General features: G+C 51.2%; 28 protein-coding genes, 3 tRNA genes and 1 pseudogene. 13 read left to right on the top strand and 19 right to left on the bottom strand.

The genetic code is table 11. The annotated features are described in order from the left end of the window. Positions 1–11: 11 nt before the first annotated feature. From TON_RS00980 to TON_RS00965, 4 genes are all read right to left on the bottom strand, one after another. Positions 12–1,286: a TIGR04013 family B12-binding domain/radical SAM domain-containing protein gene (locus tag TON_RS00980; protein ID WP_012571144.1), complete on the bottom strand. Its 1,275-nt coding sequence runs from the start codon at positions 1,284–1,286 to the stop codon at positions 12–14. Between the two features lie 66 nt (positions 1,287–1,352). Continuing rightward, entirely contained in the window at positions 1,353–1,556 is a 204-nt protein-coding gene (gene hpkA / locus TON_RS00975; RefSeq protein ID WP_012571143.1) for an archaeal histone HpkA, read from the bottom strand. 350 nt (positions 1,557–1,906) lie between these two features. Continuing rightward, positions 1,907–2,377: a dCTP deaminase gene (gene dcd, locus TON_RS00970; RefSeq protein ID WP_048055015.1), complete on the bottom strand. Its 471-nt coding sequence runs from the start codon at positions 2,375–2,377 to the stop codon at positions 1,907–1,909. Positions 2,378–2,991: 614 nt separating this feature from the next. Further along, a tRNA-Arg gene (locus tag TON_RS00965) sits at positions 2,992–3,067 on the bottom strand. A 93-nt stretch (positions 3,068–3,160) separates the two neighbouring features. Here TON_RS00965 and TON_RS00960 point away from each other — a divergent pair. After that, positions 3,161–3,601: a hypothetical protein gene (locus tag TON_RS00960; protein WP_148202395.1), complete on the top strand. Its 441-nt coding sequence runs from the start codon at positions 3,161–3,163 to the stop codon at positions 3,599–3,601. A 37-nt stretch (positions 3,602–3,638) separates the two neighbouring features. On the opposite strand, the gene rpl12p is transcribed toward TON_RS00960, so the two are convergent. The 8 genes from rpl12p to TON_RS00920 form a co-directional block, all read right to left on the bottom strand. Next, positions 3,639–3,956 carry a 50S ribosomal protein P1 gene (gene rpl12p, locus TON_RS00955; protein WP_012571140.1) on the bottom strand — a complete coding sequence of 106 codons (318 nt, stop codon included), beginning with the start codon at positions 3,954–3,956 and terminating at the stop codon, positions 3,639–3,641. A 69-nt stretch (positions 3,957–4,025) separates the two neighbouring features. Next, positions 4,026–5,045, bottom strand: a complete 1,020-nt coding sequence (locus tag TON_RS00950) for a 50S ribosomal protein L10 (RefSeq protein ID WP_012571139.1) — start codon at positions 5,043–5,045, stop codon at positions 4,026–4,028. A 5-nt stretch (positions 5,046–5,050) separates the two neighbouring features. Then, positions 5,051–5,701, bottom strand: a complete 651-nt coding sequence (locus TON_RS00945) for a 50S ribosomal protein L1 (protein WP_012571138.1) — start codon at positions 5,699–5,701, stop codon at positions 5,051–5,053. A gap of 79 nt (positions 5,702–5,780) precedes the next feature. Then, positions 5,781–6,272: a 50S ribosomal protein L11 gene (locus TON_RS00940; RefSeq protein WP_012571137.1), complete on the bottom strand. Its 492-nt coding sequence runs from the start codon at positions 6,270–6,272 to the stop codon at positions 5,781–5,783. Positions 6,273–6,301: 29 nt separating this feature from the next. Next, positions 6,302–6,760, bottom strand: coding sequence for a transcription elongation factor Spt5 (locus TON_RS00935; protein WP_012571136.1), 459 nt, complete (start codon positions 6,758–6,760; stop codon positions 6,302–6,304). 20 nt (positions 6,761–6,780) lie between these two features. Continuing rightward, entirely contained in the window at positions 6,781–6,966 is a 186-nt protein-coding gene (locus TON_RS00930) for a protein translocase SEC61 complex subunit gamma (protein WP_012571135.1), read from the bottom strand. A gap of 38 nt (positions 6,967–7,004) precedes the next feature. After that, positions 7,005–8,126 carry a cell division protein FtsZ gene (ftsZ, locus tag TON_RS00925; protein ID WP_048055014.1) on the bottom strand — a complete coding sequence of 374 codons (1,122 nt, stop codon included), beginning with the start codon at positions 8,124–8,126 and terminating at the stop codon, positions 7,005–7,007. A 120-nt stretch (positions 8,127–8,246) separates the two neighbouring features. Further along, the gene (locus TON_RS00920) at positions 8,247–9,065 is read right to left on the bottom strand and encodes a D-aminoacyl-tRNA deacylase (RefSeq protein ID WP_012571133.1); all 819 of its coding nucleotides are present in this window, start codon (positions 9,063–9,065) and stop codon (positions 8,247–8,249) included. Between the two features lie 224 nt (positions 9,066–9,289). On the opposite strand from TON_RS00920, the gene TON_RS00915 reads away from it, so the two are divergent. From TON_RS00915 to TON_RS00905, 3 genes are read left to right on the top strand one after another with little or no spacing between them, the layout of a single operon-like run. Further along, positions 9,290–10,279, top strand: a complete 990-nt coding sequence (locus TON_RS00915; RefSeq protein ID WP_012571132.1) for a TAXI family TRAP transporter solute-binding subunit — start codon at positions 9,290–9,292, stop codon at positions 10,277–10,279. 14 nt (positions 10,280–10,293) lie between these two features. Next, the gene (locus tag TON_RS00910) at positions 10,294–10,743 is read left to right on the top strand and encodes a DUF1850 domain-containing protein (protein WP_012571131.1); all 450 of its coding nucleotides are present in this window, start codon (positions 10,294–10,296) and stop codon (positions 10,741–10,743) included. A 1-nt stretch (position 10,744) separates the two neighbouring features. Beyond that, a complete protein-coding gene (locus TON_RS00905; protein ID WP_012571130.1) occupies positions 10,745–13,066 on the top strand; it encodes a TRAP transporter permease in 2,322 nt (773 codons plus the stop codon). Between the two features lie 5 nt (positions 13,067–13,071). Here TON_RS00905 and TON_RS10325 read toward each other — a convergent pair whose 3' ends face one another. Both TON_RS10325 and TON_RS00900 read right to left on the bottom strand, forming a co-directional pair. Further along, complete coding sequence (locus tag TON_RS10325; protein WP_012571129.1) at positions 13,072–13,242, bottom strand: hypothetical protein; 171 nt, start codon at positions 13,240–13,242, stop codon at positions 13,072–13,074. 107 nt (positions 13,243–13,349) lie between these two features. Further along, entirely contained in the window at positions 13,350–14,558 is a 1,209-nt protein-coding gene (locus TON_RS00900; RefSeq protein WP_012571128.1) for a hypothetical protein, read from the bottom strand. Between the two features lie 53 nt (positions 14,559–14,611). Here TON_RS00900 and TON_RS00895 point away from each other — a divergent pair, with 53 nt between their 5' ends. The 3 genes from TON_RS00895 to TON_RS00885 all read left to right on the top strand — a co-directional run bounded on the left by TON_RS00895 (position 14,612) and on the right by TON_RS00885 (position 15,419). Then, entirely contained in the window at positions 14,612–15,211 is a 600-nt protein-coding gene (locus TON_RS00895) for an RNA ligase partner protein (RefSeq protein WP_012571127.1), read from the top strand. A 26-nt stretch (positions 15,212–15,237) separates the two neighbouring features. After that, positions 15,238–15,314: transfer RNA gene (locus TON_RS00890), tRNA-Thr, on the top strand. Between the two features lie 27 nt (positions 15,315–15,341). Continuing rightward, a tRNA-Pro gene (locus TON_RS00885) sits at positions 15,342–15,419 on the top strand. 147 nt (positions 15,420–15,566) lie between these two features. On the opposite strand, the gene rpiA is transcribed toward TON_RS00885, so the two are convergent. The 5 genes from rpiA to psmB are packed head-to-tail and all read right to left on the bottom strand — an operon-like array spanning position 15,567 to position 20,556. Next, positions 15,567–16,250 carry a ribose-5-phosphate isomerase RpiA gene (gene rpiA / locus TON_RS00880; protein WP_012571126.1) on the bottom strand — a complete coding sequence of 228 codons (684 nt, stop codon included), beginning with the start codon at positions 16,248–16,250 and terminating at the stop codon, positions 15,567–15,569. A 4-nt stretch (positions 16,251–16,254) separates the two neighbouring features. After that, entirely contained in the window at positions 16,255–16,608 is a 354-nt protein-coding gene (locus tag TON_RS00875) for a hypothetical protein (protein ID WP_337998363.1), read from the bottom strand. Positions 16,609–16,647: 39 nt separating this feature from the next. Then, positions 16,648–17,982, bottom strand: coding sequence for a pyridoxal-phosphate dependent enzyme (locus TON_RS00870; protein WP_012571124.1), 1,335 nt, complete (start codon positions 17,980–17,982; stop codon positions 16,648–16,650). A 5-nt stretch (positions 17,983–17,987) separates the two neighbouring features. Continuing rightward, on the bottom strand, positions 17,988–19,934 hold the full coding sequence (locus tag TON_RS00865; RefSeq protein WP_012571123.1) for a beta-CASP ribonuclease aCPSF1: 1,947 nt from the start codon (positions 19,932–19,934) through the stop codon (positions 17,988–17,990). 10 nt (positions 19,935–19,944) lie between these two features. Beyond that, a complete protein-coding gene (gene psmB, locus TON_RS00860) occupies positions 19,945–20,556 on the bottom strand; it encodes an archaeal proteasome endopeptidase complex subunit beta (protein ID WP_012571122.1) in 612 nt (203 codons plus the stop codon). Positions 20,557–20,665: 109 nt separating this feature from the next. Between psmB and TON_RS00855 the strand changes: the two genes are divergently transcribed. From TON_RS00855 to TON_RS00830, 6 genes and pseudogenes are all read left to right on the top strand, one after another. Beyond that, positions 20,666–21,829: a P-loop NTPase family protein gene (locus TON_RS00855; RefSeq protein WP_012571121.1), complete on the top strand. Its 1,164-nt coding sequence runs from the start codon at positions 20,666–20,668 to the stop codon at positions 21,827–21,829. 266 nt (positions 21,830–22,095) lie between these two features. Then, a complete protein-coding gene (locus tag TON_RS00850) occupies positions 22,096–23,382 on the top strand; it encodes an ABC transporter substrate-binding protein (protein ID WP_012571120.1) in 1,287 nt (428 codons plus the stop codon). Between the two features lie 47 nt (positions 23,383–23,429). Further along, positions 23,430–24,197, top strand: a complete 768-nt coding sequence (locus TON_RS00845; RefSeq protein ID WP_012571119.1) for an ABC transporter ATP-binding protein — start codon at positions 23,430–23,432, stop codon at positions 24,195–24,197. Positions 24,198–24,199: 2 nt separating this feature from the next. Then, positions 24,200–24,691 (top strand): annotated as a pseudogene (locus tag TON_RS10785) (branched-chain amino acid ABC transporter ATP-binding protein); the annotation flags it as partial. A 262-nt stretch (positions 24,692–24,953) separates the two neighbouring features. Continuing rightward, complete coding sequence (locus tag TON_RS00835; protein WP_202964949.1) at positions 24,954–25,865, top strand: branched-chain amino acid ABC transporter permease; 912 nt, start codon at positions 24,954–24,956, stop codon at positions 25,863–25,865. Further along, positions 25,862–26,890, top strand: a complete 1,029-nt coding sequence (locus TON_RS00830; protein WP_012571116.1) for a branched-chain amino acid ABC transporter permease — start codon at positions 25,862–25,864, stop codon at positions 26,888–26,890. Before TON_RS00835 ends, TON_RS00830 begins: the two co-directional genes overlap by 4 nt. Positions 26,891–26,997: the final 107 nt, after the last annotated feature.

Genomic DNA, 26,997 nt, shown 5'->3' with positions numbered 1-26,997 from the left:
TTCTGTCTATTTCAGCAAACCTTCCGCACGGTTCCAATGTAGCTCATAGGTTCCTCGTAAAACTCATCCATAAGATTCTGGAGCTTTCTTGAGAGCTCAATCTGCTTGCCCCACGACCCCTCTATCTTGCCCTTTGCTGCCATCCTGCCCAGAAATTTCTTCATCTCCTCACTCAGAGGTGAAGGCTTGCACCGTGCCCACGGGGTTCCTGGAAGGGGCATGAAGTAGTGTGCTCTGACCTTGCCGCCCTTCTTAATGATCCACTCCATAAGCTCGATGCTCTTCCTCTGGCTTTCAGGCGTCTCGTTCGGCAGGCCAACGATGAAATCAACCACAGGCTCGAAGCCGTACTCCAGCATATACTCAACGGCCTTTTGGACGTGCTCCACTTTGTGGATCCTGTGCATGGCTCTCAGCATTGCGTCGTCACCGCTCTGAGCGCCGATAGCCAAGCGTCTATTATCAGCATAATCAATCAGGAGTTCCAAAGTCTCTGGGAGGACGAACTCCGGCCTGACCTCACTGGGAAACGTGCCGTAGAAAAGCCTCCGGCCTTCCTTCCTTAGGGGCTGAAGGGCCTTGAGAAGGGCCTCAAGCTTATTGATTTTGAGTATTGCCCCAGGACTTCCGTAGGCGAATGCGTTTGGCGTTATGTAGCGCATGTCCTTCATCCGGCGAGAGTACTTCACTATCTGGTCTATCGGCCTGTGCCTCATGCGGAGGCCTTTTATGTATGGGGTCTGACAGTAATAGCAGCCGAAGGGGCAGCCACGGGTTATTTCTATCGGCGAGATAAGACGAACGCTTTCTGGATACGGTGGAAATCGCCAGAAGTCCTCAACCTTGGAGAATCCGGTAAAGACGAACTCGCCATTGAGGTAGAAAGCAAGACCAGTAATGTTGAGGAGCTCCCTGGTGATTTTGTAGTTCGTTCTTTTGAGCGTCTTCAGAAGATGATACAGAACCTCCTCCCCCTCGCCAATGACTGCTATATCGAAACCAAGCTGATCTAGGGTATGTTTAGGCATGGCTATAGCATGGTATCCACCGGCTATTAACAGCACACCCCTTTCCTTGAGAAGCCGGACCTCCTGAGGAAGACTCCCCCATATTTCCTCCGTGAAGAACGAGTAGAGAACGACCTTTGGTCTGGCCTTCAAAATTTCGTTGAAGTCCTTCGTTATTAACATTTCTCCGAGATCAAAACCTTGACTCTCTAGGGCTCCGAGGAGGTGAACAAAGGCATTGTGGTTGCGCCTGGTCATTCTAACGGCTATCTCCTGCATGATGAACAATCAGAAGAGCGGTTTAAAAAGCTGATGAGTTACAAAAGCAAGAAGAGAGAAAGACCTTCAGGTCTTGATAGCGAGCTTGATGTCCTCGGCCTTGACGGTCTTCCTGCCAGCGTGCCTGGCGAACTCGGCGGCTCTCTTAGCAAGATCCATAGCGTACTCCTCGAGGTACTCGGCGAGGACCTTGGCAGCCTCCTCGCTGACCCTCTCAGCACCGGCCTTTCTAATCAGCCTGTCAATCGGGGCAATCGGCAACTCAGCCATCCACAACACCTCCAGGAAAGGTTTTTCACTATTTTCTAGGCGATTGGAGATATATAAACCTTTCGGTAAACGGGGCCATCTACGTCGATTAGATGCCTACTGCGCCCTTAGACGCAACCAACTTGACGAGATTGATTTTCTCGTGAACCTTGAGGAAGATAGATAACCAGTTAAAAGCACAGTGCTCAATAGGAGGCATTACCCAGATGATGCCTTTGAGAAGCTATAGTTCCCCAGTACACTTTTTAATGGCCCTAAAGTTCTCGGGAAAAATTTATTTGTTCATTAGTTGTGCTTGAATGGCACAAGAAATAGAATAGGGCAAAGTGTTGAGCCTGATTTCATAAGTCTCACTTTTTCCTCCTCTTCGACAGCGCTAAATGCTGGCTTCCCTGATAGTTGCCCCTGTACGGGTTCTTTGCAGACCCTTCAAGCCGGATGAACGCTATCTGAACAAAGCGTTCTCCGTAAGCCAGCTCAACCGGTTCGTCAGAGGCGTTAAAGATTCCGAGGGTGAGGTTGCCATCCCAGCCGGGATCTACCCAGGCGAAGGAGCCCATCAGTCCTTCTCTTGCGAGACTGCTCCTGAGCTTCATGTCACCCATGACGTCATCGGGGAGCTTTATCCTCTCAAGCGTTAGAATGAGAGCATAGTTCTTGGGAGGGATTACAACCTTCCCTTCCCTCTCAACGTCTATGAACTCTCCGTTCACCATTGCCTCCTTTCCAACCCTTAAGTCGTAGCCGGCCGGCTGAAGGGATTTCTCGTTGAAGGGCTCGATTAGAATCTCCTTTCTAATTTTCCAGTCCGGGAGCATCACATTAATCACCCCAAGGTTAAACGAGGAAGTGCTTAAAAAGCTGACCACAGAGACTTTGCGGGACAAAGTTTCATCAAAGTTCGTGGCTCTTTGCTAGCCTGTCCAATTCGCAGTGTTTTCCAATTGAATCTTGCGGTTTAGTAAGGGAGAATCACGGGAGTTTAGCTTTTGAGATAGGGTTTAACTTTGGAGTTAGGTGCCCGAGTGCGTCGAGAAAGTGTAAACCCCCGGGAAACGGCCATATAATAGATTCTCCCCATTAAATAGGGGTTGGCACTAGGAAAATTTGACAAACTGGAGTTCACGCAAGGAGCCACGACCTTGATCAAACTCCGCGGGACTGTTGTTCCCTGCGTCGAGCAGAGTTCGACGTCGGGCAAGCGAGCAGGCTCTTGGAAAAAGCGTGCACTCTAAAACTCGCCCTCAAATGAGGGTTTAACTGCAAAAACATGAGTGGGTAAGGTTTTACTTTTTTTCTTAACGCCCTTTGGGCGTTATTCTCGCAGTGAAACACTGTAAAACCAACAATTGAAGAGCAAACCCCCTCGAGAATCAAGCACGTCAGAATCGCACGCAATTTTTCCGTCAACGCTTTGCGAAGCAAAGGGTTGCTATGGCGGGCCCGGCGGGATTTGAACCCGCGACTACCGGCTCCGAAGGCCGGCGCCATATCCCCTAGGCCACGGGCCCACGATGGTGGTTCATAACGGCCAAAGATAAACCTTGCGGTCTTTTTCGAAAATCTTTTAGGTTACCATGCCCGATGTTAATCTGGTGGAGGACATGAGGAAGAGCGTAGCACCGCTCGCGGTAAGCGCCCTGGCGATAGTGGGGTTCTTTGCCCTCGCTCCGGCGTTTTCGCTTTATCCAGTTCTCGCGGGCAGGTATGGGGCAGAGACAATTGACGCGGTGACGGTGATACTCGGCATTGTAGGACTCTTTTCCCTGATGGCTGGCATCGCCCTCTGGAAGATGGAGACCCTACCCAGAAAAGTTGCCATTTATGAGATTATCGAGTTCCTGACGATGTGGTTCGGTGGGGTGGTGTGGATAAACGTCGTTACAAGCCTTAATGGTTTCACCGAAAAGGCCCTCGTCACGATCGTGTTTTTCCTGGCCTTGGTGGCGTTCCTTGAGATGCTCAGGAGAAAGCTCGACCCAGGTAGATACAAACGGATATGGACTGCGTTCTGGATCATTAAGAATCGCGAAGAAAAGTTTTGAGATGTCCGCCCGAGGGCGGACAAAAGAGGAAGGGAGTTCAGCCGAAGAGGGCACCGAGTCCAGCGAGGGCCTCCTCCTCGCTGGCCTCCTCCTCTTCTTCCTCCTCTTCCTCCTCAGCCGGAGCGGCCTCGGCGCCAGCAGCTGGAGCAGCGGCAACGGCGACCGGGGCGGCAACCGGCATGGCGGCCTTCTCGATGACCTCGTCGATGTTGACGCCCTCAAGGGCGGCAACGAGAGCCTTTATCCTGGCCTCATCCGGGCTGACTCCAGCAGCCTCAAGGACGGCCTTGAGGTTCTCCTCAGTTATCTCCTTACCAGCGGCGTGGAGCAGCAGAGCGGCATACACGTACTCCATTTTTCGCACCTCCAATCATCTTCATTTTTTCACACGGTTTTATTCAGGGATACGAGGGAAATGGAAAGTTCAGCCGAAGAGCGCGCCCAGTCCAGCGAGCGCGTCCTCCTCGGAGGCTTCCTCTTCTTCCTCCTCTTCCTCAGCCTCCTCAACCTTCTCCTCCTGCTGAGGCTGAGTTGCAACGGCTATTTGTGCCTGTTGGTTTAAAAGCTCTTTGGTCTTCTCGTCGAGTAGCTCCTCAGGCAGGTTCTGGGCTATGAGCAGGACAGCGCGCAGAGCTCTGCCAAAGATGTCCTCGACGGTCTCTGGGGTAATATAGCCAGCCTCGACTGCAACGTTCTTGGCTCCAAGGTAGGCCTTCTGGATGATGGCCTCGATGGTCTGGCTGGTCGGGTAGGCAGTGTTGACGGACAGGTTGAATGCGTGCATGTAAGCCTGCTGGAGCAGGTTGATGTACTCTTCCTCGTCGATAGCGAGGACTTCCGGAGTGTAGACAATTCCGTCCTCGTAGGCAGCGAGCAGGTTGAGACCAACCTCAAGGGGCTCGATGCCAAGAGCGTTAAGGATCCTCGCGAGCTGCTCGGTTATGACCTCACCAGCCTTGAGCACGGTGTAGTCCTTCTGGATGCTGACCTTACCCTTCTCGATTCTCGCGGGTATACCAAGAGCCTGCATCTCACCGACGAGCGGACCCGGTGAGATCGAGGTCGGACCGGCTGGTATAACGACGTCCCTTGGAACCGGCACACCTGGCTTGGCCGGAGCAGGAGTCTTGCTCTCCTCAAGGAGCTTGTAGAGCTTGAACGGGTTCATCTCGGTGGCGAGGATTCCAGCTCCACCCTGGATGTGGTCAATGAGCTTCTCAAGCTCTGGCTTTCCAAGCTCCTGGGCGGCCCTCTTTATGGCGAGTTCAATGAGTGTGTTCCTTGAGACTCTGAGGAGTGCCTTGCCCCTGAGCTTCTCACGCATCTTTGAGAGCGGGTAAGCTGGGACATTGGCAACGTCAACGAGTGCTATCACTGGATAGCTCTTGATGATGTTGGTGAGCTCTTCAACTTCCTTCTTCTTCCACTCAGCGACGTGGGCCATCTCCCTCACCTCTCCACCTTAACGGCCGGTCCCATGGTGGTCTTAACGTACACTGACTTCACTTGGTTCTCTCCGCGCTCGAGCTTGTTGATGATGGCATTGAGCACTGCTTCAGCGTTCTCAGCGAGCTTCTCATCGTCCATGTCCTCGGTTCCTATCGGAGCGTGCACAACCGGATTGTTCTTGAGCTGTATCCTGACGGTCTTCTTGAGCCTTGCAACTATGGGCTCCAAGTTGGTCATGGTCGGTGGAACGACCTGCGGCATCTTGTTCCTTGGACCGAGGTACCTACCGAGGTACCTACCGATCTTCGGCATCAGCGGAGCTGCCGCAATGAAGAAGTCGTAGCTCTTTGCCAGTTTCCTTGCCTGCCTCGGGCTCTTGGCAAGTTCCTCAAGCTGCTCTCCACTAATTACATCCAGCCCGAGCTTTTTAGCCGCCTCGGCAACGGCACCATCAGCGATGACCGCGATCTTGGGCTCCTTCCCACGACCGTGGGGCAGCACAACCTCAAGCTTAAACCTGTTCTCCGGCTTGCGGAGGTCTATATCCCTGAGGTTGACTGCCACTTCGACGGTCTGTGTGAAGTTACGCGGCTTAGCCCGGGCCTTCGCCTCCTTCACCGCTTCCACGAATTTCTGCCTGTCAAAGGCCATTTACAGCCCTCCCTTCATTTTTGATTTAAGCACCGAAAAGTCAAAAATGCGTAAAAAGAGGGATTTTTAAACTTTTCCCTCACTCTTCGGCGTTCGCAAAAATCTCGTCGTAAACGCCTTCGTCAATCTCCTTCTGGACTTCCCTAGGGTCCTTGCCCTCGACGGTAACACCCATACTGAGCGCTGTACCGATGACCTCCTTGGCTGCAGCCTTGAGGTCAGCGGCAAGCATCTGGTCCATCTTGGCCTTAGCTATCCTGATGACCTGCTCCATGGTCAGGTTTCCGACTGGGCTGTGACCGGCCTCGCTGGAGCCCTTTGGTATGCCAAGCTCCTTCTTGATTAGCTGGCTGACTGGAGGAACACCAACCTCAATGCGGAAGGTCTTCTTCTTGGGATCCTCCACGATGATCTTGACTGGAACCTGCATCCCCTCGAAGTCCTTGGTGGCCTTGTTTATCTCGTCAACAACCTGCTTAACATTAAGTCCGAGCGGACCAATAGCGGGACCGAGTGGCGGACCTGGTGAAGCCTTTCCTCCCTCAACGAGCACCTCAACAACCTGCGGCATCTTTCTCACCTCTAGTTATCTGAGTCCGTTCACTCCTTCTGGCGTTTGCTTATAAGTCTAACGTATTCGCCCCTCACCGTAACCGGAATCGGGACGATTGAACCAATAAGCTCGACGACTATTTCGTCCTTGGCTTCGTCAACCCTGACAACCTTAGCCTTTTCACCCTTGAACGGGCCAGCGATGAGCTCAACTATGTCGCCAGGCTCGAAGCCGCTAACGGCTGGCTTCTCCTCGAGGAAGTGCTCAATCTCCTCGAACCTGACCTCGCCCGGAAGGGTACCCTTAGCATGCCTTATACCCTTGATGGCTTCATCGACTGCGCTCTTGCTGGGGGCCTCGACGAATATGTATCCCTTCACCTTTGACGGAGCCAATATGGCATAGACCGGGAGATTGTATGTTTTAATCTTGCTGTATATCAGCTTGGCAGTAGTTTCTTCTTGACCAACTGTGACACGCACTGTGAATATCCTGCCGTCGCTCATCTCTATCACCCGTTGCTGGCTCAGGCGCCAGTAATAAGGTAGCCGATCATACGGATTACGAGGCCTATGAGGCCAATTAAAATCATTCCGATGCCGGTAATCTTTGCAGCCATCTTAAACTCTTTCCAGCCCGGTTTTTTTGTGACCAGTAAAACCCTCCGCAACTCCGCGAAGAAGTTTTTAAGCTTTTCCGTAGTTGTTGCCACACTCGTCACCCCTCTAAATTTTGAAAATGAAATGGTTATCAAAGCTCCTCAAGGTCGAGTTTAATAACTTTTCTCTCGGGCTCCTCACCGTAGTAAGTGGGCTCCTCCTCGGCGACAGCGTATGGGGAGCTGACTCCAGTAACCACGATGAGGATCCTTATCATCTTTCCGAGTTCTTCGTCAAGCTGTATTCCCCAGATGACCTGAGCCTCTGGGTCGAGTTTACTCGTGACCAGCTCTATTATCTGCTGGGCCTCCTCGAGCTTGACGTCGCTTCCGCTTATGCTTATGAGCGCTCCCTTGGCACCGCTTATGTCAACGTCGAGAAGCGGGCTGTTGAGTGCCTGCTGGGCAGCTTCGAGGGCCCTCTTCTCGCTGTCGCTCTCGCCAATACCTATCATCGCAACGCCGCCGTCCTTCATGACAGCCCTGACGTCGTTGAAGTCGAGGTTAACAAGTCCTGGCTTGGTGATGAGCTCAGTAATGCCCTTGACGGCCTGGACGAGTATCTCGTCGGCGACCTTGAAGGCCATGTGTATCGGCAGGTTAGGAGCGACCTCCATGAGCTTGTCGTTCGGGATGACAATAACGGTGTCGCTGTTCTTCCTGAGCCTCTCGAGACCGTACTCGGCGTTCTTTATCCTCCTGATGCCCTCGACGGTGAATGGAAGGGTAACGACTGAGACGGTGAGAGCGCCCATCTTCTTGGCTATTTCGGCAACAACTGGAGCGGCCCCAGTACCGGTTCCGCCACCGAGACCACAGGTGATGAAGACCATGTCGGCACCTTCAAGGGCGTCGCGAATTTCTCTCTCGCTCTCCTTGGCAGCTTCCTCTCCCATCTTGGGGTTGTTTCCTGCACCGAGACCACGGGTAAGTTCTTTACCTATGAGTATCTTCTTGTGAGCTCTAACCTTGAGGAGATCCTGAGCATCAGTGTTGATAGCGATAACCTTCGCACCCTGGATGCCGACCTGCATCATTCTGTTTATAGTGTTACAGCCGGCACCCCCAACACCAATAACATAAATCTTAGCTTGTATCTGCTCCAGAATCCTCCTAAGCTCCTCGTCGATGTCGGTCTGCGGAGCCTGGGCCTCCGGAACCTTGTTAAGGTCGGAGGAGGTTCTTTCGATAGCGTCCTCAATCAGCTTCAGCATCTTTTCACCCTCCGGGCAATTTAACATCTGTTTCACTTTGTAGGCAGGTAGTATATAAATTTAGCTAAAGTCGAGTGCTGATTTTAAAATCCCGCTTAACATCTTTAAAGATTTCGATTATCAGTCCCGTATGAACTCCAAGCCGAGCTCCTCAGCCAAAGCTTTCGCCATCTGCCTCGTTTCACCTTTGCTGCCCTTCCAATCAACGTATATGGCATCCACTTTTTCGGCGGTTCTCTCGATGGCCTTGAGAATGAGTTCTTTCTTGAGCGGATGGACATACTTTGGTGCTATGTGGCTGAATGCCAGGTCTGTCTCTAGCGCCCTTTTTGTCTGCTTTGGGGCGTAGTGACCGCCACCTATCCCTATGGCAACTGGGAACTTGGTCTCTCTGTATTTATCCAGCACATATGTTATTGTCTCTGCTAGTATATCTCCTGCCCTGTCGTTCACCCACTCCTCCTCGCTCGAGCCTATTTCGATGAACAGACTCGGGACGTTCAGCTCACTCGGGCCGTGGTGTGTGGCCTCATAGCAGATGATCCAGTTCAGATCATTGAGCTCATTCATCTTGAGGAGCGCAAGCTTCATTGCGCTCGGTTGGGCTATGGCCAGGCTCTCGTCCTTTCCACCATACATTGCGTTGCCCCAGTTACCGGTTATATGAGTGGTAAGTGCAGGCAGCTTCTGTTTGCTGGAGTGCCTCGAGGCGAAGACTATGATTTCAGGGACGAGACCGAGCTGGTGCTCGATGGCCTTGTCGAGGTTGTCGTAGTAAATCATCTCGTCGTTGGTGGTCAGAATGAGCGTATCGCCCTTTGAATAGACGGGATTTCCATCGAAGAGCCTGTCAGTTTCTTTAAAGCCGAAGTTCTCCACCAGTTTTTCCATTATGTTCATTGAAGCTAGGTCTGTCTTCGTCGTCATTATTACCTTCATCTTGCAACCCCCTTGATGCTCGGCTCGGGAATTAAAAGGCTTTACCCGGTCCGAACCTTTACTTTTGTCTAGTGGATACCGAGGGTACGACGTTTCGTGCCCAAAATTTCATAAGGAAGATTTACGAAAAAGTAACGCAAACTATATAACCCGAAATATACTCCAATATCCTAATGTGGTCGTTTGACCATGTATGCACATTAAGGTTTGGGGGTGCACAAAAGATGAAAAAAGTGATGTCAATCGGGCTCGTTGCCGTTTTGGTTCTTGCAGTGGTTATAGCTGGTTGTATTGGCAGTGAAGGAGGTCAGACGACGCAGACCCAGGAGATAACTATCTACACCGGTGGAACCAGCGGAGTTTACTTCCCACTGGGCTCAAAATACGCAGAGATACTCAGCAAGAACGGTGTCAATGCTAAGGCTGTTACCAGCGGTGCGAGTGTTGCCAATGCTAAAGCCATTGGTGATGGAACTGCCCAAGCTGCTATAATGCAGAATGATGTTGCATATTATGCATATCACGGTCTATACATGTTTGAGGGCAACAAGATTGAGAAGCTCCGTGGTGTTGCAGCGCTGTATCCTGAAACCGTCCAATTTGTCGTGAGGGCGGACAGTGACATAAAGAGCCTCCAAGACCTTGCAGGCAAAAAGGTCGCAATCGGCGCCCCCGGAAGCGGTACTGCTGTTGCCGCGGAGCAGATACTCAAAGCTGCAGGGGTATGGGACAGCATCCAGAAAGTTAACCAGGCCTTTAGCGAAGCTTCTCAGAGTCTCAAGCTTGGTCAGGTTGATGCTGCAGTCATAGTCTCGGGTGCTCCAACACCTGCAGTCAATCAGATTGCCGTTCAGACTCCCGTCAGGATTCTCCCGATTCCAGACGACATTCTAAACAAGCTTAAAGATGAGGGATACATCTTCTATGTGAGGCAGGTTCTCCCCAAGGACACGTACAACGGAATGACTGAAGACACTCCGACAGTTGCAGTTAAAGCTGTTCTCGTCGTCAGTGCCGATCTCCCAGAGGACGTCGTGTATCAGATGACCAAGATACTCTTTGACAACGTTGCCGAGCTCCAGAAAGTCCACGCCAAGACCCAGTACATAAGCCTCGAGACTGCACTCGATGGCATGAGCATCCCGCTCCATCCTGGAGCCGCTAAATACTACGAAGAGAATGGCATGACTATCCCGTCAGAGCTCAAACCTTGAATGGGTGAGCATCCTTGAGGAAGTCTTTTATTTTTTTGACTTTCCTGCTATCTTTAATTCTACTCTCCTATCCCCTGAAGGTTTTCATGATAAGCGATGGAGTCTCAAAGAGCGTCTTCCTTTTGGGGGATGTTAACGTAACCATAAAATACGTCCACAGTGTCCAAAGAAGTGAAGTCATCGAAGTCCTGAAAGTGAATAGGAGTGGCATCTACGCGGAGGAAATGCGATGGAGGGATTTCGGTGCGGGTCTCCCGGAAGATATTCAATCCACAGAAAACGGTTACTACGTCAAGAAAATCAACATTCCCCTTGGGGAGAGCTTGGACTTCTGGTTCATCCCCTTGAATAGCGCTGAAATCTGGGTAAATGGGAAGTTAGTTTTTTCACCCAGACGAGAAACCCTTGTTGAATTTGAGGTTAAGGAATGCAGTCTGTTCGAGATAGCGATTGGGAGGTGTTAAAATGGCCGTGGAGGATAAAAAGCCTAAAAAGAAAGCGGAAGAAGTCGAGGGGGTTGTGCTCGAAAAGATCCGGGTACTGCCTCCTTCGCTCGAACGCCTCGTAACCATAGCAGCGATTCTTATAGGCATCTACGAAATACTGTTTATATTCAACTTCAATTACACACTATACGACATGTTTTCCCGTATGGGTATCGAAATAAGTTTTCTGAAGACGACGTTCCAAACAAAACAGGGAGAAGCATTTGTTTTGGCCATGATACTCTTTATTACGTTTATGCTCTACCCAATTCGTAAGAAAGAGAAATACCTGAAAAAGGTACCAATTTATGACTATGTACTGGCAGCTCTCGGAGTTATCTCATCACTATACCTGTTTGCAGTTTACCAACGCTACGCTGAGTTCGCCGAAGTAACACAGACCGATGTCATATTTGGCATTATGGCAATAATTCTCGTCCTTGAAGCGACACGTAGAGTCCTCGGATGGGTTCTGCCACTCGTTGTCACAGTATTTCTGCTATACGGAATCAACAACATAGGCTTCAACTGGATACGATTTACCCAGCAACTCTACTTTGATGAAGGAATCTTTGGAATTCCGTTCTTCGTCATGACAATATACGTATTTGCTTTCGTGTTCTTTGGAGCATTCCTTCTCAGGATAGGCATCAGCGACTACATTACCGAATTCATGATAGCGCTTTTCGGTTCCCGTCCGGGTGGACCTGCAAAGGCCGCCGTTGTTTCAAGTGGCCTCATGGGAACCGTCAGCGGATCTAGTGTTGCAAACGTCCTCACAACTGGAACTTTCACGATACCCCTCATGAAAAAAGCTGGATATCCCCCCGAGATAGCCGGTGCCGTTGAGCCGGTTGCATCAACAGGCGGACAGCTGATGCCTCCAATAATGGGTGCAGCAGCATTCATAATGGCCGAGTTCCTTGGAATACCATACAACAAGTTGATAATAGCTGCCGTCATCCCCGCTCTCGTGTATTATTCCGGCGTCTACATCTTCATAGACCTCGAGACTAAAAGGCTTGGACTCAAGAGCATGGCAGTTGAAGAGTCAAAGAAGCTCGGGTATTTCCTCAGAAAGCTCTATATCCTCTTGCCCGTAGCAGTCATTACAGTCGCTCTCGTCTGGGGAATCCCACCCCACATATCTGCCATCTCATCCCTTGGAATTGCCATTTGGGTAGCCTGGATCGCTAGGGACGAGATAAATGGTCACGAAGGGTTCTATGTCGGCATTGTCCTCCTAACGACTCTCATGATGTTTACAGGAAAGTCAATGACAGGACTTGTTGCGGGTCTTTTAGTGGTTCTCTCGCTTGTACTGGTGGGCCTAGCGTTTATGACGGACCTAGTAGACTTCAACGAAAAACTCTATATCAGCCTGATGTTCATACTTTTCATAGCCCTCACCAAGCATCTCGGAATGACCAAGGAGCAGATACTGCTGATGAGCGGTGTCATGGGAATTGCCTTCTCTCTCATCGTGGGATACATATCCAATAGTGAAGAGGGCAGGCGGATGTACTCGGCGACTTATGAGTCAGTCATTGACGCAGGCAAAACCAGTACCAGCGTCATGCTAGCAGCAGCTTCTGCAGGCTTGATTCAGGGAGTTCTAACAATGACCGGCCTCGTTACCCGCATTGGATATCGCCTCGTTGATTTGACTGCCGGGAACCTATTACTGCTGCTGATCCTTACTATGGTATTCAGCCTCATCCTAGGAATGGGAGTTCCTACGACCGCCAACTACATTATCACCTCTCTAGTTGCGGCACCTGCTATTTTCAATGCGGTTCAAAGTGTTGCCCCGTACGACCAGCCAGTTCCAGGCTTCGCCACTGCGATAGCTCTTCTCGCGGCGCACTTCTTCGTCTTCTACTTTGGTATACTAGCAGACGTCACTCCACCGGTTGCCCTAGCAAGCTACGCAGGTTCAGCTTTAGCTGGTGGAGACTTTTGGAAGACTGCCATGAACGCGGTCAAGTACGCCTTAGCTGGCTACATAGGACCCTACATCTATTTCACTCACCCGGAGATGTTCCTGATAACGGTTCCAGAATGGAACATTGCAACGGCAATCAGGGTGCTCTATTACCTCCTGGCGACTCTGTTCATAATGTACCTGCTGGCGATAGCACTGACTGGATTCTATAAGACACACCTGAAGAAGTGGGTTAGAATAATACTAGTGGTCATTGGGCTAGCAGGAGTGACACTGAACCCAATAATCATTGGGACAGGAGTCGCTGCTTGGCTTGGCCTGAAGTTCTACGGAGTCAGAGTTTCTGCGGGGGCATAGCCCCCTCAATCCTCTATCATTTCGTTCATTGTTTTTATTATTTCCTCGGAGGTTCTCGTAATCTGAGTGGCGGCATCGCTGGCCGTTCTTTGGGCTATCCTAATGGTGAACATGGCCATCACTAAGGCAAGTGCCGTCATCATGAGGTATTCTACCACAGCCTGGGCTCGCCTCATGCTATCACCCCCTTTCACCTCTCAATATATATTAAGTAACTTTTGGTTAATAAAATTTTGGGTGGGTAACTGTCCAAAAAGAGGTAGAAAAAAATACATTATGGACATCAGTACAGCATGACTTCAAAGCCAAGTTCGCTGAGGAGATCCGCCAGCTCCTCGCTATCCACATAAACCAGCAGATGGTGGTTGCCCAGGGTGCCGTCTATGAAGTCCCTAGCTTCTTCTATCCGGAGCTTCATCTGGGTTCTGCAGCGGTGCTCGCTGCGCTCCCTTCCAACGACTTCAACACCGGCAACGACGGCTTTTCTGCCGCGTATTTTGAGGAGTGAGGCTTTGCCCTTTGGCAGCTCGACCTCAACGCCAACTCCCATTCCGCTCTCAAAGTGTGACCTTATGATGTATCCACTGATGAGGGGAGCGGTACAATGGGCAAGGATGATGTAGTCGTCGCCGTAGTCAGCTATGTTGCCCATGAATGCTGGCTTGTCGAAGAAACGCTTCACTATCGCCATCCCTAGGAGTGCGTTCAGCTCTCCCTCGCATGCCGCTGGAATTCCCTCCGCATTGAACATCGCAAGGGCCAAGCAGGGTGTGGCCTTTATCTTCATTATGAGGTCAAAGCAGCCTATTGTGAAACCATCCAGGTGATAGTCCTCAAGGATGCGCTTGATGGCTAGATAAATCCTCCCGGCTTTGACCAGATCCTCCCGCTTGGGTTCTTTTATCTCTCTGGCCTTTGCCACTATCTCCTCGACAACCTTCCAGCCCTCAGCGTCGGTCGTTGCCTCATAGTACTCGTAGAACTTCTTGAGGCTTATGCTGGTGTAGGGTAGCTCGAACTTCTCGTTTATGAGCCACGGCGAGACACGGCCTATTATGCCAAGGCGCATCCTCAGGAACTTGTCGAGGGTCTCTTTCATGTCCTCGTAACCGAGAAGGGCCGCTTTGAGTCCGTTAAAGTCCTTGACGAGGGTTGAGGGAACTAGTCTGTCCCTGAAGTATTCGCGCAGCTCTATTCCCGCCGCGAGGGAGTTATTGAATGTGTCGCCGTAGATTATTATCGGCCTTCTGTAAACCGCGAACTCCTTTAAGGCTCCTTCGGTTCCACCAGTCAGAGGATAAAGGACTATCGCATCAACCTCATTGAAGTTTACCTCTTCCTTGGCTTCCTTGAAGTCCCTCTTGGTGGAAATAAAGAAGCCCCCAACGACGTCGAACTCCTTCGCGAGCTCGGTTATGAACTTAGATGCTTTCTTCTCAAAGGTCTTTGGACTTGCCAGCTCGCTTACTCCAAAAACGACTCCGACTCTCATACTTTCCACCTAACTGTTTTAAACTTCCCCGCTTAAATAAGCTTGTGGTGGTCATGAGGTTCGTGCTCGATACGAGCATCTTTGTCAATCCAGAAATAAGGCGAAAGTTTGGGGACAACCCGACCGAGGCTATGAGAACATTTCTTGGATATGCTGAGATGCTCTTCGGTAGGGTGGAGTTCTACATGCCCCCCGGTATCTACCGCGAGGTTATGCATTTCGTCGATGAAGACGAACTCCTGCCTGAAATCGAGCTCTACATCATAAAGAAGCCCCCCAACGTCCACGACATTAAGATTCCCGCCTTTGTAGTCTACGAACTGATTGACGACATAAGGAGGCGCATAGACAAGGGCCTCCGCGTCGCTGAGAAAGCCGTCCGCGAGAGTGTAATCGAAACTGACAACGTCGATAGAATAATCCAGAAGCTGAGGCGGAACTACCGCAAAGCCCTCCGTGAGGGCATCGTTGATAGCAAGGAAGATTTTGAGCTTATCTTACTAGCAAAAGAGCTCGATGCGACGATAGTTTCTGCTGATGTCGGGATACTCACCTGGGCTCAGAAGATGGGCATCAAGTGGATCGACGCGGCCAACTTTCGTGAGGTTCTTGAGGGCCTCGTGGCAAAAATGGGCGAAGGGAAAAATTTATAAATGCTCACCTGCATGGTATCATCGACGCCCCGGTGGCTCAGCCTGGTGGAGCGGCCGCTTGGTAAGCGGCAGGTCGCGGGTTCAAACCCCGCCCGGGGCTCCAAACTTCTTGAAGGGCTATTCTGGGCAGGGGGCCGTGGGGTAGCTTGGTCCATCCTGCGGGCTTTGGGAGCCCGTGACCCGGGTTCAAATCCCGGCGGCCCCACCAGTACAGCACTTGCAGAGCAAGCGCTGGCGGAAGGATTCTAACTGCTTCTGAAATGCTGAACCCAGGGTTTTGTGCACTTAACAGTCCCAGATCATTCACAGAAGGCCAACATAGAAGAGACGCATAGAAAAGACAAAATCGAAGAATTCAGCGCTCCATCCTCTTAACTCCTTCCCTCGTACCGACGAGGACAATGTCAGCTATGTCAGCAAAGATGCCGTTCTCGACGACGCCGGGGATGTTGTTTAGCTCTATCTCGAGGTCGAGCGGGTCGTCTATCCTGTGGAACCTCGCGTCGAGGATGAAGTTACCGTTCTCTGTAACGACCGGACCGTCCTTCTTGCTCGCCATCCTGAGCTCAGCCGTGGCGTTGAAGACCTCGAGCTCCTCTGCTATTGCGCGCCAAGCGGCAGGAATAACCTCTATGGGAACCGGCATCTTCTGGCCGAGCCTCTCCACGAGCTTGCTCTCATCAACGAGGACGAGGAAGGTTCCGGCGCGGTACTCGATGATTTTCTCCATGGTCAAAGCCGCACCGCGCCCCTTTATGAGATTGAGGTACGGGTCAACCTCATCAGCGCCGTCGACGGCTATGTCTATAGCATCAACTTCATCAAGGTTGACCACCGGAACGCCGTACTCGAGAGCGAGAAGCCGTGCCTGATAAGAGGTTGGAACACCGTAGACGTCCTCAAGCTCCTCCTCCATGATGAGCTTGCCAAGGTACTCGATGAAATAGGCGGTTGTTGAGCCGGTACCGAGGCCCACTACCATATCATCCTCGATGAACTTCAGGGCCTCCTTTGCGACGGCTCTTTTCAGTTCTTCCATACGCTCACCCCGCCACCGCTCCGTTCTGCGTGAGTTGATACAGCAGGCTCTGGTTTGAGTAGAACTGGGGCTGGAAGTTTATCACTAGCGTGTAGCTGAGCATGGTGAAGTAGAGCCAGAACAGGAACCAGCTCCAGAAGGCCTTCTTCAGAATCATGCGCTCGTCCTCTATCTCTGGTGGCAGCTCTTTTATTAGAGCGAGCACGAACTTGTCGATGACGAAGTATAGCGCGATGCCGAGCAGCCAGCCGTACTGAACCTTAGCTGCAGCTATTCCGCTGATTAATCCGGTGATCAGTCCCCATAGATACACGGACAGTGAAAACTTATGCTCAATCGTCAGCTTCACATTCTTCACCTACGGTTAGCTTTTAAAAGATGTTTTAAAACCTTTCCGTTAGGCAGAGAGCGTCTCGAGGAACTTCCTACCCTTCTCCGTGAGCCCGTAGTACACGCGCCGTCCCTTCTTGTGAGATTCCTCTATGAGACCGAGGCTTTCGAGCTCGCGCAGGTGCTGATAGACGGCCTGATACTTGAGGGGCTTCTCCAGTGCTTCCCATATCTCGTAGCCATACATGCTCCTTTCGCTGAGCAGCTTTAGGATTTCGAGCTTGGTTCCCCCAAGGGTGAACTTTTCCCTGCCCTCCGAATAGTGGCCTTTTAATCCGGAGCTCGTCACGATTAGGGCTATTCTGTCGTCCCTCTCAAAATAGCCCTCCTCGGCGAGCTTGAGGAGTGCCGGAACTATTACCACCGAAGCGTACTCGGCAAAGATACCCTCCTTCGCGAGGAGCCTCTCGCCCAAATCAAGCTCGTCTTCCCCAACGAGGACTGCAGTTCCGTCCGTCTCCCGTATAGCCTCAAGGGCGAGCTCTTTCGTGAGGGGGTTCTTGACGTAGAGAGCCAGAGCTTTGGTCGGCTCGGCCTTAGGCTCAACGCCGAGAACCTCGCTCGCTATAGGGGAGCATCTCTCAGTTTGAACTGCTATGAGCTTGGGCATCTCCTCGATTACGCCAATCTCTAGGAGTTCCCTAAAACCTTTGTAGATGCTGTAAAGGTTGCTGCCGCTTCCAGTAGGCACTATCACATGGGTAGGGTTGAGCTCCTCCCAGAGCTCGAAAGCCACCGTTTTCTGGCCCTCAAGACCAATCAGGTTGCTCTCGGGGGTGATGTTGTACAGGCCCTTACCTTCGGCCAGCCCCTCAGCGTAGCTTATGCCCTCGTCAACGCTCTCGCCGTAGCGTATGATTTTGGCCCCAAAGGCAACAATCTGAGTTAGCTTGCACTTCTCTATGAGCTTGGGGACTACCGTGTAGGCCTCTTTGCCAGCTCTGGCTGCATAGGCCGCGAGGGAAGCCGCCGCGTTCCCGTTGCTGGCAACGACGAAACCGTTCTCAGCATGGGGTAGGCCATAGGAAACGGCAACAGTGATGAGCCTGTCCCTGAAGGAGCCGGTCGGGTTCCTCGTTTCATCCTTGATGAAGACGTTTAGTCCGAGTTCCTCACCAAGTTTGGCTCTCAGAAGAGGCGTTCCACCCTCGTGGAGGCTGATAATCTCATTAACGTCTGGCAGAAGCTCCCTGTAGCGCCAGACGCCCTTATCCCTGTTTCGCCATCTTGACACATCAACATTCTCGTAGTCGTAGGCTATCCTAAGTGGCTCGCCGCAGGAGCACGTGGGGGGAATAAGAGAAGAATAGAGCCTCCAGCAGGAGGGACACCTAACGAACATACCCATCACTTCAGCCGGATTGCGTCGAGGTTGTTTGGGGCCCTCGTGCTGATGCCGAACTTCTTGTGGATGCTTGTTGAGAGGTCAAGACATTTGTGAGGCTCTCCGTGGACTGTTATGATCCTCTCGGGCCTGGGTCTCAGCCTTGCTATGTAGCTTATGAGCTCCCTCCTGTCAGCGTGACCTGAGAATCCGTCGATGGTGTGAACCTCCATGTTGACCTTGACGACCTCGGTCTTGCCCCCCTCGCCGACGAGCGGGATTTCTCTGAGTCCCCTCTGCACCTGTCTTCCGAGGGTTCCCTCTGCCTGGTAGCTGACAAATATCATGCTGTTCTTTGGATCCGGAGCGAGCTGCTTGAAGTACTCCACGCTTGGTCCGCCGACAAGCATGCCTGAAGTAGCTATGATTATCGCCGGCTCACCGCTGTCTATGATGTCCTGCCTCTCCCTGGAGTTGGCGACGGGCTTGAATATCGGATTGAGGAATGGGTTGTAGCCCTCGTGGAATATCTGCTCGCGGAGGTGTCTGCTGAGGTATTCTGGATAGGCCGTATGTATGGCGGTGGCCTCCCAAATCATTCCGTCGAGGTAAATCGGCACCTCTATGCCACCAACCCTCGCGTACTCCTCGAGAACCATCATTATCTCCTGGGCCCTACCGACGGCCATGGCCGGAATGAGAACCTTGCCCTTCCTCCTTATTGTCTGGTGAATGACCTCAATCAGGCGCTTCTCAGCTTCCTCACGCGGCATCTGATGGTCGTTGCTTCCACCGTAGGTAGACTCCATGACGAGGGTCTCAAGCCTTGGGAACCTTGAAACGGCCGGTTCGAAAAGCCTCGTTGGGATGAACTTGAAGTCTCCGGTAATTGCTATGTTGTGAAGTCCGTTTCCTATGTGGAGGTGAACTATAGAAGAACCAAGGATGTGGCCGGCGTTGTGGAGCGTTAAACGCATGTCTGGCGCTATGTCCCTGACCTCGCCGTAATCCAGGGTTATGGTGTGCTTGATGACCTCTTTGATGTCCCTAGGTCTGTAAAGCGGCTCGACACCGTTCATCTGCTGAATCTCGATGAAGTCCTGCTGGAGGAGAACCATAAGGTCCCTGGTAGGTGGAGTCGTGTATATTGGCCCGTCGAAGAGCTTGTAGCGGAAGAGATATGGAAGCATACCGCTGTGGTCGAGGTGAGCATGAGTTATGATTATCGCATCGAGAAGGCCTGCATCCAGGACGTAACGGAACTCCGGAGCATCGAAGTGGGGAAAGGCCTTCTTGGGGTCACGGAGGGCAGCTATGTTAACACCGAAGTCAACCAAAACATAACTCTCGTTGGTCTGGACGAGAAGGGCACTCCTACCGACTTCCCTGAAGCCTCCTAGACCGGTTATCCTTATCCACTCGCTCTTGAGTTCGGGCTTGCGGTAGATGTTCCTGCCGACCTGACGGAGGAACTTCCTCCTGTCCTTGCTCTCGGTCTGGAGTATCTGCCTGATGGAGTATATCGTCTGGCTCTGGAGCGGAGGAGTTCGTATCACCTTGGGAGCCCAGTGAACCTTCTGGGTTATTGAGCGGAGCGTTTCACCGTTCTTACCTATCACTAGACCCGGCTTCTTGGCTTCTATGAGGACCTCACCCACGGACGGATCAAAGCTGATGCTGGTTATCTCTGCCTCCGGCGGAACTATCTCCTTTATCATTTCTTCGGCCTTCTCCGGCGGGAGAAGAACTTCCGGATCAGGCCTGACACTTATCCTTTTCTTGAGAACCTTGGCGAGGTTCTTGATGAGCTCTCCATCCTGCATTATTGCCTCGGGGTTCTTGACGTAGATGACGAGCTCCGGTCCCTCGAACTCGATGTCTGTTATTCTAGCCTCCCTCGGAACCATCTGCGAGATTACCGCTTTTATATCACGTAGAATGTCGTCAACGAACGTCTCTCTCCTTATCAAAGTCACCACCTCACTTCAGAAGAGCCTCTATTTCCTCTCTGTTCAGCTCCCTGTAGCCCTCCTCCGTCACGGTTACGAGTGTTATTCCATCGCCTGTGAAAACATCACGCCTCGTGGCAATTTTTATAGCCTTGAGGGCAAGCTTAACGCCCTCTTCAACATTAATGTCGTCCTTATACCCATCTTCAAGAACTGCGAAGGCTAGCTCCATTCCAGAGCCGGCTGCGGTGAACTTATCCTCTGTAACGCCGCCCGCCATATCGAGGGAATACAGTGCGGGCTTCTCATCATAACCGGCTATGAGAAACCACCCAAAGTATGGCATGAATCTGCTCCCGTGGAGAATGTTAGAAGTAAGCGTTGCGAGGGCCTTAACGCTTATCTCTCTCCCGACCTTGGCCCTGTAGAGCTTAACCTCAGCCCTCAGAAGTCTAACGAGCGAGAGAATGTCCCCGACGCTCCCAGCTCCAGCTAGAGCCAGATGGTCGTCTATCTGAAACACCTTAGTGACTTCCTTTGACAGCACCATGTTGCCGAGCGATGCTCTCCTGTCCGCCGCTAGGACAACACCGTCCTTACATACAATGCCGACCGTAGTCGTTCCCTTTAGCTTTTCAGCCAATTACAACACCCCTGCTGGTATGCTTTTAGAATAGAAGAACTTCTACAAGTGCGGTTTAGGGGAATAGTATTTAAAGGTTTCGTCCTAAGGGGACTTCTAGGGTGGTAGAATGAAGGAGGTAATACTCTTAACAGGCCCCCCTCTCAACGGCAGAGACGAGTATATAACCGAGGCCCTCAAGATTGCAAACGGAGAGAGCTACACATACTACCACGTCTTCGACTACATAAGGGAAGTCGGTAAAGAACTGGGCGTTAAAATAACCCGGAAGAACGTTTTGGATTTCGCAATAAGTCACCAAGATCTGATGAACGAGATAAGGGACGAGGCATTCAATAGAATAAGAAAGGAGATAGATGAGAGCGATAAGAAGTACCACCTTGTCTCAACTCCTAGCCTCTTCCGATGGGGAAGCGGAAGTGTTATAGGCTTTACTACCAGCAACCTCAAGCTCCTGAAGCCGAACCGCGTTATAATAGTCCTCGACGACGTTCTCTCCGTCAGGAGGAGGATAATAAACGACCCTGAGTGGTTCGAGCGCTTCGGCAAAGACCCCGAGAACATAAAGCTCACGACTCTCGTCATGTGGCGTGAGGATGCCATAAACCACGTGAAGACCCTCGTCCACGAGCTGAAGAAAGAAGGCCTTGAAGTCCGCTACGTCCTCCAGTTCGGCATAAGGCATCCACATGAGGTCTTCCTCAACTTGATTTTCAGGGAGAACGAGAAGCCCATAATCTATCTCAGTTACCCGATGACGGGCCACGAGGATGAGTACTACCACCGCGTCAGGGACTTCTACGACAAGCTGAGCGAGCACTTCACAGTCCTTGACCCTGGCGCCCTCGACGACTGGTGGGTCGTTGCCGAGTATGATAACCAGGTGAACAAAGATCCCTCGATTAAGAGGATCAAAATCAAACACCTACTCGACGGCGAAGAGGTTGAGGAGCTTGACAGGGAAGACATAGAGCAGGCTACCGACATCCTAAGAAGACAGCTTGTGGAGAGGGACTTCAACTTGGTCGATGTCAGCAAAGCTATAGCCGTCTATCATTACGCTGAAGGTGTCTCAGCGGGAGTAATCAGTGAAATGGCAGAGGCCTATCGGACGCTTGCTGCAATATACCTTTACTACCCGTTCGAGAGGAGGCCAAGCCCCTTCATGGAGTTCTACGGCATGCAGAATCCATCGAGAAGAACCATGTTCAAGGACGAAGACGAGATGATAAGGGCAATGGTCGAAGAGAAAGAATACTGGGCTAAGGCATGAATACAAGTATTCCATCCCCCATGTTTTTCTGATTATGCCGACAGTGTGCACCCATTTGGACAACGACATTTAATTTATTCTGATTTATAGTCAAATTATAATTATACATGTTGACAGAATGTCAATCATTTTTTAAGGAATGTGCACGATCCTAATATGCATGGTCGCAAAATATTAGGAATTTTGTCATAGATTCAAAAAAACCTTCGATAAACATTTAACCTTGGTAAACTTGATAGGCGGAGAAAAATTCAGGAGGGATCACCATGAAGAAGTTGGCAGCACTCCTCTTGGTGAGCCTGCTGGTAATTGCAGCGGGCTGTATAGGAGGATCTTCCCAGTCTCTAAGCCAGTCCAGCCAACAGTCTAGCAGCTCTTCGGTTCAGATAATCAAACTCGGTGCCCTGCTTGACTTGTCAGGACCGATAGCATCGGACGGAAAGAAGATAAAGAACGCCCTTGAGCTGGCTCAGGAGGACATAAACAGGTACTTTTCCGAGAACAATATGAATTTTAAGGTCGAAATTTACTTTGAAGACACGAGGACTGATCCCAAAGTTGCATTGGAAAAAGTCCAGACTCTCGATGCCCAGGGTATTAAGGTGATAATTGGACCCACATCAAGCGGTGAGCTTAAGAACATGAGGAGCTACGTGGCTGCCCACAAGATTGTGGTTATCTCCGAGGCATCGACCGCGCCACCAAAGTTCATTGGATTCGCAAGTCCCGAGGAGAAAAAGTACGTGTTCCGCTTCGTTCCAACAGACTTATTCCAGAGCGAGGCTATAGCGGCAGAGCTGAAAAGCAAGGGAATCAAGGGGCTCGTGATCCTCTACCGTGGAGACGCTTGGGGTAAAGGACTGCACGATGCGACGATCGAACAGATTAAGGGTGATATCGAGATCGCCGAGGACATAAGCTATCCCAGCAATCCAGAACCAACAGACTGGTCACCGTACATCTCAAAGGCAGAGGATGGAATTAATTCTCTATTATCTAAGTACTCGGCTGACCAAGTGGCAGTGTGGGTCATCGGGTTTGACGAGATAGCGACGCTTCTCTCCCAGATTCCTGACGATTCAGAACTGCTTAGCGTCAAGTGGTTTGGCTCGGACGGAAACGTGCTCAGCGACAAGATAGTTGAGGAGGCAGGAGACAAGGCCTCAAAGGTTGCCTTGTTCTCCACCCAGTTCTACGCCCAGAGCGATGCAGGAAAGAAGCTTATCGAGAGGTTCAAAGAGAAGTTCGGAATAGAGCCCAGTGAGTATGCCCTCATAGCCTACGACGCGGCCTGGGTTGCTGCTCTCTCCTATGCCGAGGTCTTGAAAGAGAATGGAACCTACGATCCTGACTTGATGGTCGAGAAAATAAAGGAAATACTGTCAAAATACAGCTCTGGAGAACTTAGCGTTTCATCAGTAACCGGCGACATAGAGCTCGACGAATGGAACGACAGGGCTAGTGGCGACTATGCCATATGGGCTGTTAAGGATGGAAGCTGGGAGATGGTCGGGCTCTGGAAGTCCTCGACCGGAGAGGTTGAGTGGCACTAAAGCCTCTCCCTCTGTTTTGTTTTATCGAAGTCCATCGGGGGGTCTAGATGGGTGGAACTATACTGAGAACTGAAAATCTTGTCAAAACGTTTGGTGGGTTAAGGGCCGTTGATGGAGTGAGTATTAAGGTGGATGAGAGAACCCTGACACTCATAATAGGTCCCAACGGTTCAGGGAAATCCACGCTGATAAACGTGATAACGGGCTTTTTGAAGGCTGATAGTGGCAGGGTTCTCTTCAAAGGAGAAGACATAACCAACATGCCTCCCAACGAAGTGTATCGCCAAGGTATCGTCAGGACTTTTCAGACTCCCCAGCTACTTAAATCACTCACTGTCCTCGAGAACATGCTCATAGCCAATGTCCACCCTGGTGAGGGAGTCATCTCAGCCCTCAGAAAAAGTCAGTGGTTAGAGACGGAAGAGGAGTACGTAGAACGTGCGTGGGAGCTCTTGAAGTTCCTTAAGCTTGACCATCTCTGGGACAGACCAGCAGGGAGCCTAAGTGGTGGTCAAATGAAGCTCCTCGAGATCGGGAGGGCCTTGATGACTGAGCCCGAGTTGATAGTCATGGACGAGCCCGTTGCAGGAGTTGCACCGTCCCTTGCCCACGACATACTCCAGAAGCTTGTCAGCTTAAAGGAGCAAGGGATAACCGTGCTCCTCATAGAGCACAGGCTCGACATAGTCCTAGGATACGTAGACCACCTCTATGTAATGTTCAACGGCAAGGTTCTCACCGAGGGCAAGGGCAGAGTGGGTATTGAAAGGGTTGTGAACGATCCTCGCGTGGCCGAGATATACATGGGGGGTTAGACATGCTGAAGACAGAAAAAGTTAACGCCGGCTATGGAAAGCTCCAGATACTCTTTGACGTGAGTATCGAGGCAGAAAAGGGAAAGATCACCACGATAGTTGGCCCCAATGGCTCCGGAAAGTCAACATTCCTGAAAACGGTCTTCGGGCTGACGACGGTCTACTCTGGGAGGATACTGTTTAAAGGCACCGACGTCACGAAACTACCCCCCTTTAAAAGAACAAGGATGGGAATGGCATACCTGCCCCAGACCAACAACGTGTTCGCTAATCTAACCGTCATGGAGAACCTCAGGATGGCCGGCTACATACTCTCTGAAGAAGAATTCAAAGACAGGCTAGAGCTTGCTCTCTCGGTGTTTCCGGAGATAAAAAACCTGTTGAAGAGAAAGGCCGGGAACCTAAGTGGTGGTCAGAGGCAATTCCTGGCCATGGCGACTGCATTAATTAGAAACAGTGAACTTTTACTCCTCGACGAACCGACTGCCCAGCTCGCTCCCAAGCTTGCCGACGTAATATTCGGAAAGATAGTGGAGATGAGGGACGATCACGGGCTTACGGTCCTTCTCGTAGAGCAGAACGCAAAGAAGGCCCTGGAGATAAGTGACAAGGGGTACATGCTCGTTAGTGGTAGGGTCTTCTACGAGGGAGACCCAGTTAGGCTTATAACGGATGATAAATTCCAGAGACACTTCCTCGGCATAATTGAGGACGTTGAAATCGTTGGGGAAAAGACGGAAAAGCTTGAGGCGGGTGATGTCGATGGGTGTTCTTGAAGGTGCGCTGACCTACGCCAACCTGTTGGCCCTCTTGGCCCTAGGGCTCACGCTCACCTACATAACCACTGGAGTTCCAAACTTTGCCCACGGTTCCTTCGCGGTGATAGGTTCGTATCTAGCGTACACGCTCTACGTAGGGCTCGGGCTCAACCCCTACTTGGCTCTCATTCCGGCTCCTATTACAGGAGGTCTATTTGGTATAGCTGTCTACCTGCTCACGCTGAAGCCCTTAATCCGAAAAGGTGCTTCGGTTGATATGCTGATGATGGCCACACTGGCGGTGGACATTATCCTATACGGCCTACTCGGTGCCTATTCAGACGTCATAAGTTCTGCATTCAAGAGAAACGCTAGCAAATTTGTCTTTACGAACGCTGACTTTGCTGTGTCAGGAATTCCCGGCAGGTTAGTCGTTTCCAGCCTCCTTGTAGTTGCGACGCTCGTCGCACTCTACATCCTGCTGTACCGCACCAAGTTCGGAACCGCTCTAAGGGCGTCGATGGAAAACCCTGCCCTAGCCGAAGCAATGGGGATAGACGTCGAGAGGACGAGGCTGTTTTCCTGGTTTCTGGCGGCGGCACTGGCGGGCATGGTTGGTGCAGTCTTGCCCTTCCTTCAGGAGACAGTACCCGGAACTGGAGGCTTTATAATAGTGTCAGTCTTCGCGGCCAGTATAGTCGGTGGACTAAAGAACATCAGCGGTGGTCTCATTGGCGGGTACATAATAGGCCTTTCCGAGTCACTTGTTACCTTCGGTCTCTCAGACGTTCTCGGGACTGGGATTCTCGTCTACGGAAAGGTGGTTTCTCTCATGATAATGATAGCCGTACTACTTCTGATGCCCGAGGGGATTACCGGCACAAAGGTCTGGAGGAGGTTGATGAGATGATCATGGAACTGCTCCAGCTCATACTCGTCTGGATTGGGATATATGCGGTAGTAAACATAAGCCTGAACATTGAGTACGGTTACACAGGAATACCAAACTTCGGAAGGCACTTCGCCGTCCTTATAGGGGCGATTATGCTTGGTGGAGCTGTAAATCGTATCCTCATGGCTATGCTCAGAATCGACGGCGATCTTATAACTGGAACCACCGATCTCGTCTTCAAAGCCAACAGCCTCTTCGCAGTCCACCCCATCTATGGACTGGTTTATTTCTTTGGCTCTCTAACATTGGCTTTCCTGTTCGGGGCCCTCTTGGGTGCCCTCTTCATACTACCGAGCGCTAGGCTCAAGGGGGATTACCTCGGAATGACGCTCTTGGCCATAGGTGAGGTAACGTTTCTGCTGGCCTACTACACTCCATCTTTAATGGGCGGGTACTATGGAACAGCGGTTCCAGACCCACTAGCCTTTTTGTCGGGAAGCAACAGGGAGTGGGTATTCATAGGGCTTGTTCTCCTGGTAATGGTACTGGTATTCATATTCGCTGAGAAACTTCTCAACACACCCTTTGGAAGACTGTTGAAGGCCCACAGGGAGAACGAGGAAGTTGTGAAGGCTTTCGGTCGGGACGTTATGAGGATTAGGATTAAAGCCTCAATTATTGGCTCGGGAATAGCAGCTCTCGGCGGAGTCCTCTATGGCTTCCATGCTCTTAACCTGATAAGTAGCGCATTCACTAGGATTGAGTGGGCGTTCTACCCATTCATCATGATACTCCTAGGGGGAAGGGGCAATAACAGAGGAGTTCTCCTTGGAACAGCTATCTTTGTGACGCTGAAAGTTCTAATAGAGACTTACAAGTTCCAGCTGGTACAGCTACTACACATACCCTTTGAGCCAGTATGGCTAGAATACATTCTATTTGGTGTTTTAGCCCTATTGATAATCTACTACAGGCCGGAGGGGTTAATAAGAGAGGGTCAGATACTGACAGGGCCAATAAAGCGGTTAAGAGACGGAAGGTAAACCCATAGTCCCCATTTCTGTCCCTAGCTGCCTCGGGGACAATCTCCTCTTTTTATCATTAGCGAAAAATGCCAGCAGGTTTACGTGATGGAAAGAAGGCCAGAAGC

The sequence above is a fragment of the Thermococcus onnurineus NA1 genome, assembly GCF_000018365.1.
Classification (GTDB): Archaea; Methanobacteriota_B; Thermococci; order Thermococcales; family Thermococcaceae; genus Thermococcus; species Thermococcus onnurineus.
Note: the sequence above shows the minus strand (reverse complement) of the source record. Positions and strands in the feature narration are given on the sequence as shown.

What these genes read in the sequence shown, in the direction of transcription:
- TON_RS00920 (WP_012571133.1), bottom strand. Translation starts at nt 9,065, where the DNA reads ATGAAGGTAATAATGACGACGAAGACAGACCTAGCTTCAATGAACATA.
- TON_RS00935 (WP_012571136.1), bottom strand. Translation starts at nt 6,760, where the DNA reads ATGAGCGACGGCAGGATATTCACAGTGCGTGTCACAGTTGGTCAAGAA.
- TON_RS00835 (WP_202964949.1), top strand. Translation starts at nt 24,954, where the DNA reads ATGTCGATGGGTGTTCTTGAAGGTGCGCTGACCTACGCCAACCTGTTG.
- TON_RS00830 (WP_012571116.1), top strand. Translation starts at nt 25,862, where the DNA reads ATGATCATGGAACTGCTCCAGCTCATACTCGTCTGGATTGGGATATAT.
- rpl12p (WP_012571140.1), bottom strand. Translation starts at nt 3,956, where the DNA reads ATGGAGTACGTGTATGCCGCTCTGCTGCTCCACGCCGCTGGTAAGGAG.
- TON_RS00845 (WP_012571119.1), top strand. Translation starts at nt 23,430, where the DNA reads ATGGGTGGAACTATACTGAGAACTGAAAATCTTGTCAAAACGTTTGGT.
- TON_RS10325 (WP_012571129.1), bottom strand. Translation starts at nt 13,242, where the DNA reads ATGAGGCGAGCCCAGGCTGTGGTAGAATACCTCATGATGACGGCACTT.
- TON_RS00950 (WP_012571139.1), bottom strand. Translation starts at nt 5,045, where the DNA reads ATGGCCCACGTCGCTGAGTGGAAGAAGAAGGAAGTTGAAGAGCTCACC.
- TON_RS00900 (WP_012571128.1), bottom strand. Translation starts at nt 14,558, where the DNA reads ATGAGAGTCGGAGTCGTTTTTGGAGTAAGCGAGCTGGCAAGTCCAAAG.
- TON_RS00905 (WP_012571130.1), top strand. Translation starts at nt 10,745, where the DNA reads ATGGCCGTGGAGGATAAAAAGCCTAAAAAGAAAGCGGAAGAAGTCGAG.
- TON_RS00940 (WP_012571137.1), bottom strand. Translation starts at nt 6,272, where the DNA reads ATGCCGCAGGTTGTTGAGGTGCTCGTTGAGGGAGGAAAGGCTTCACCA.
- TON_RS00980 (WP_012571144.1), bottom strand. Translation starts at nt 1,286, where the DNA reads ATGCAGGAGATAGCCGTTAGAATGACCAGGCGCAACCACAATGCCTTT.
- TON_RS00895 (WP_012571127.1), top strand. Translation starts at nt 14,612, where the DNA reads ATGAGGTTCGTGCTCGATACGAGCATCTTTGTCAATCCAGAAATAAGG.
- ftsZ (WP_048055014.1), bottom strand. Translation starts at nt 8,126, where the DNA reads ATGCTGAAGCTGATTGAGGACGCTATCGAAAGAACCTCCTCCGACCTT.
- TON_RS00945 (WP_012571138.1), bottom strand. Translation starts at nt 5,701, where the DNA reads ATGGCCTTTGACAGGCAGAAATTCGTGGAAGCGGTGAAGGAGGCGAAG.
- TON_RS00960 (WP_148202395.1), top strand. Translation starts at nt 3,161, where the DNA reads ATGAGGAAGAGCGTAGCACCGCTCGCGGTAAGCGCCCTGGCGATAGTG.
- TON_RS00850 (WP_012571120.1), top strand. Translation starts at nt 22,096, where the DNA reads ATGAAGAAGTTGGCAGCACTCCTCTTGGTGAGCCTGCTGGTAATTGCA.
- TON_RS00915 (WP_012571132.1), top strand. Translation starts at nt 9,290, where the DNA reads ATGAAAAAAGTGATGTCAATCGGGCTCGTTGCCGTTTTGGTTCTTGCA.
- TON_RS00870 (WP_012571124.1), bottom strand. Translation starts at nt 17,982, where the DNA reads ATGTTCGTTAGGTGTCCCTCCTGCTGGAGGCTCTATTCTTCTCTTATT.
- hpkA (WP_012571143.1), bottom strand. Translation starts at nt 1,556, where the DNA reads ATGGCTGAGTTGCCGATTGCCCCGATTGACAGGCTGATTAGAAAGGCC.
- rpiA (WP_012571126.1), bottom strand. Translation starts at nt 16,250, where the DNA reads ATGGAAGAACTGAAAAGAGCCGTCGCAAAGGAGGCCCTGAAGTTCATC.
- TON_RS00855 (WP_012571121.1), top strand. Translation starts at nt 20,666, where the DNA reads ATGAAGGAGGTAATACTCTTAACAGGCCCCCCTCTCAACGGCAGAGAC.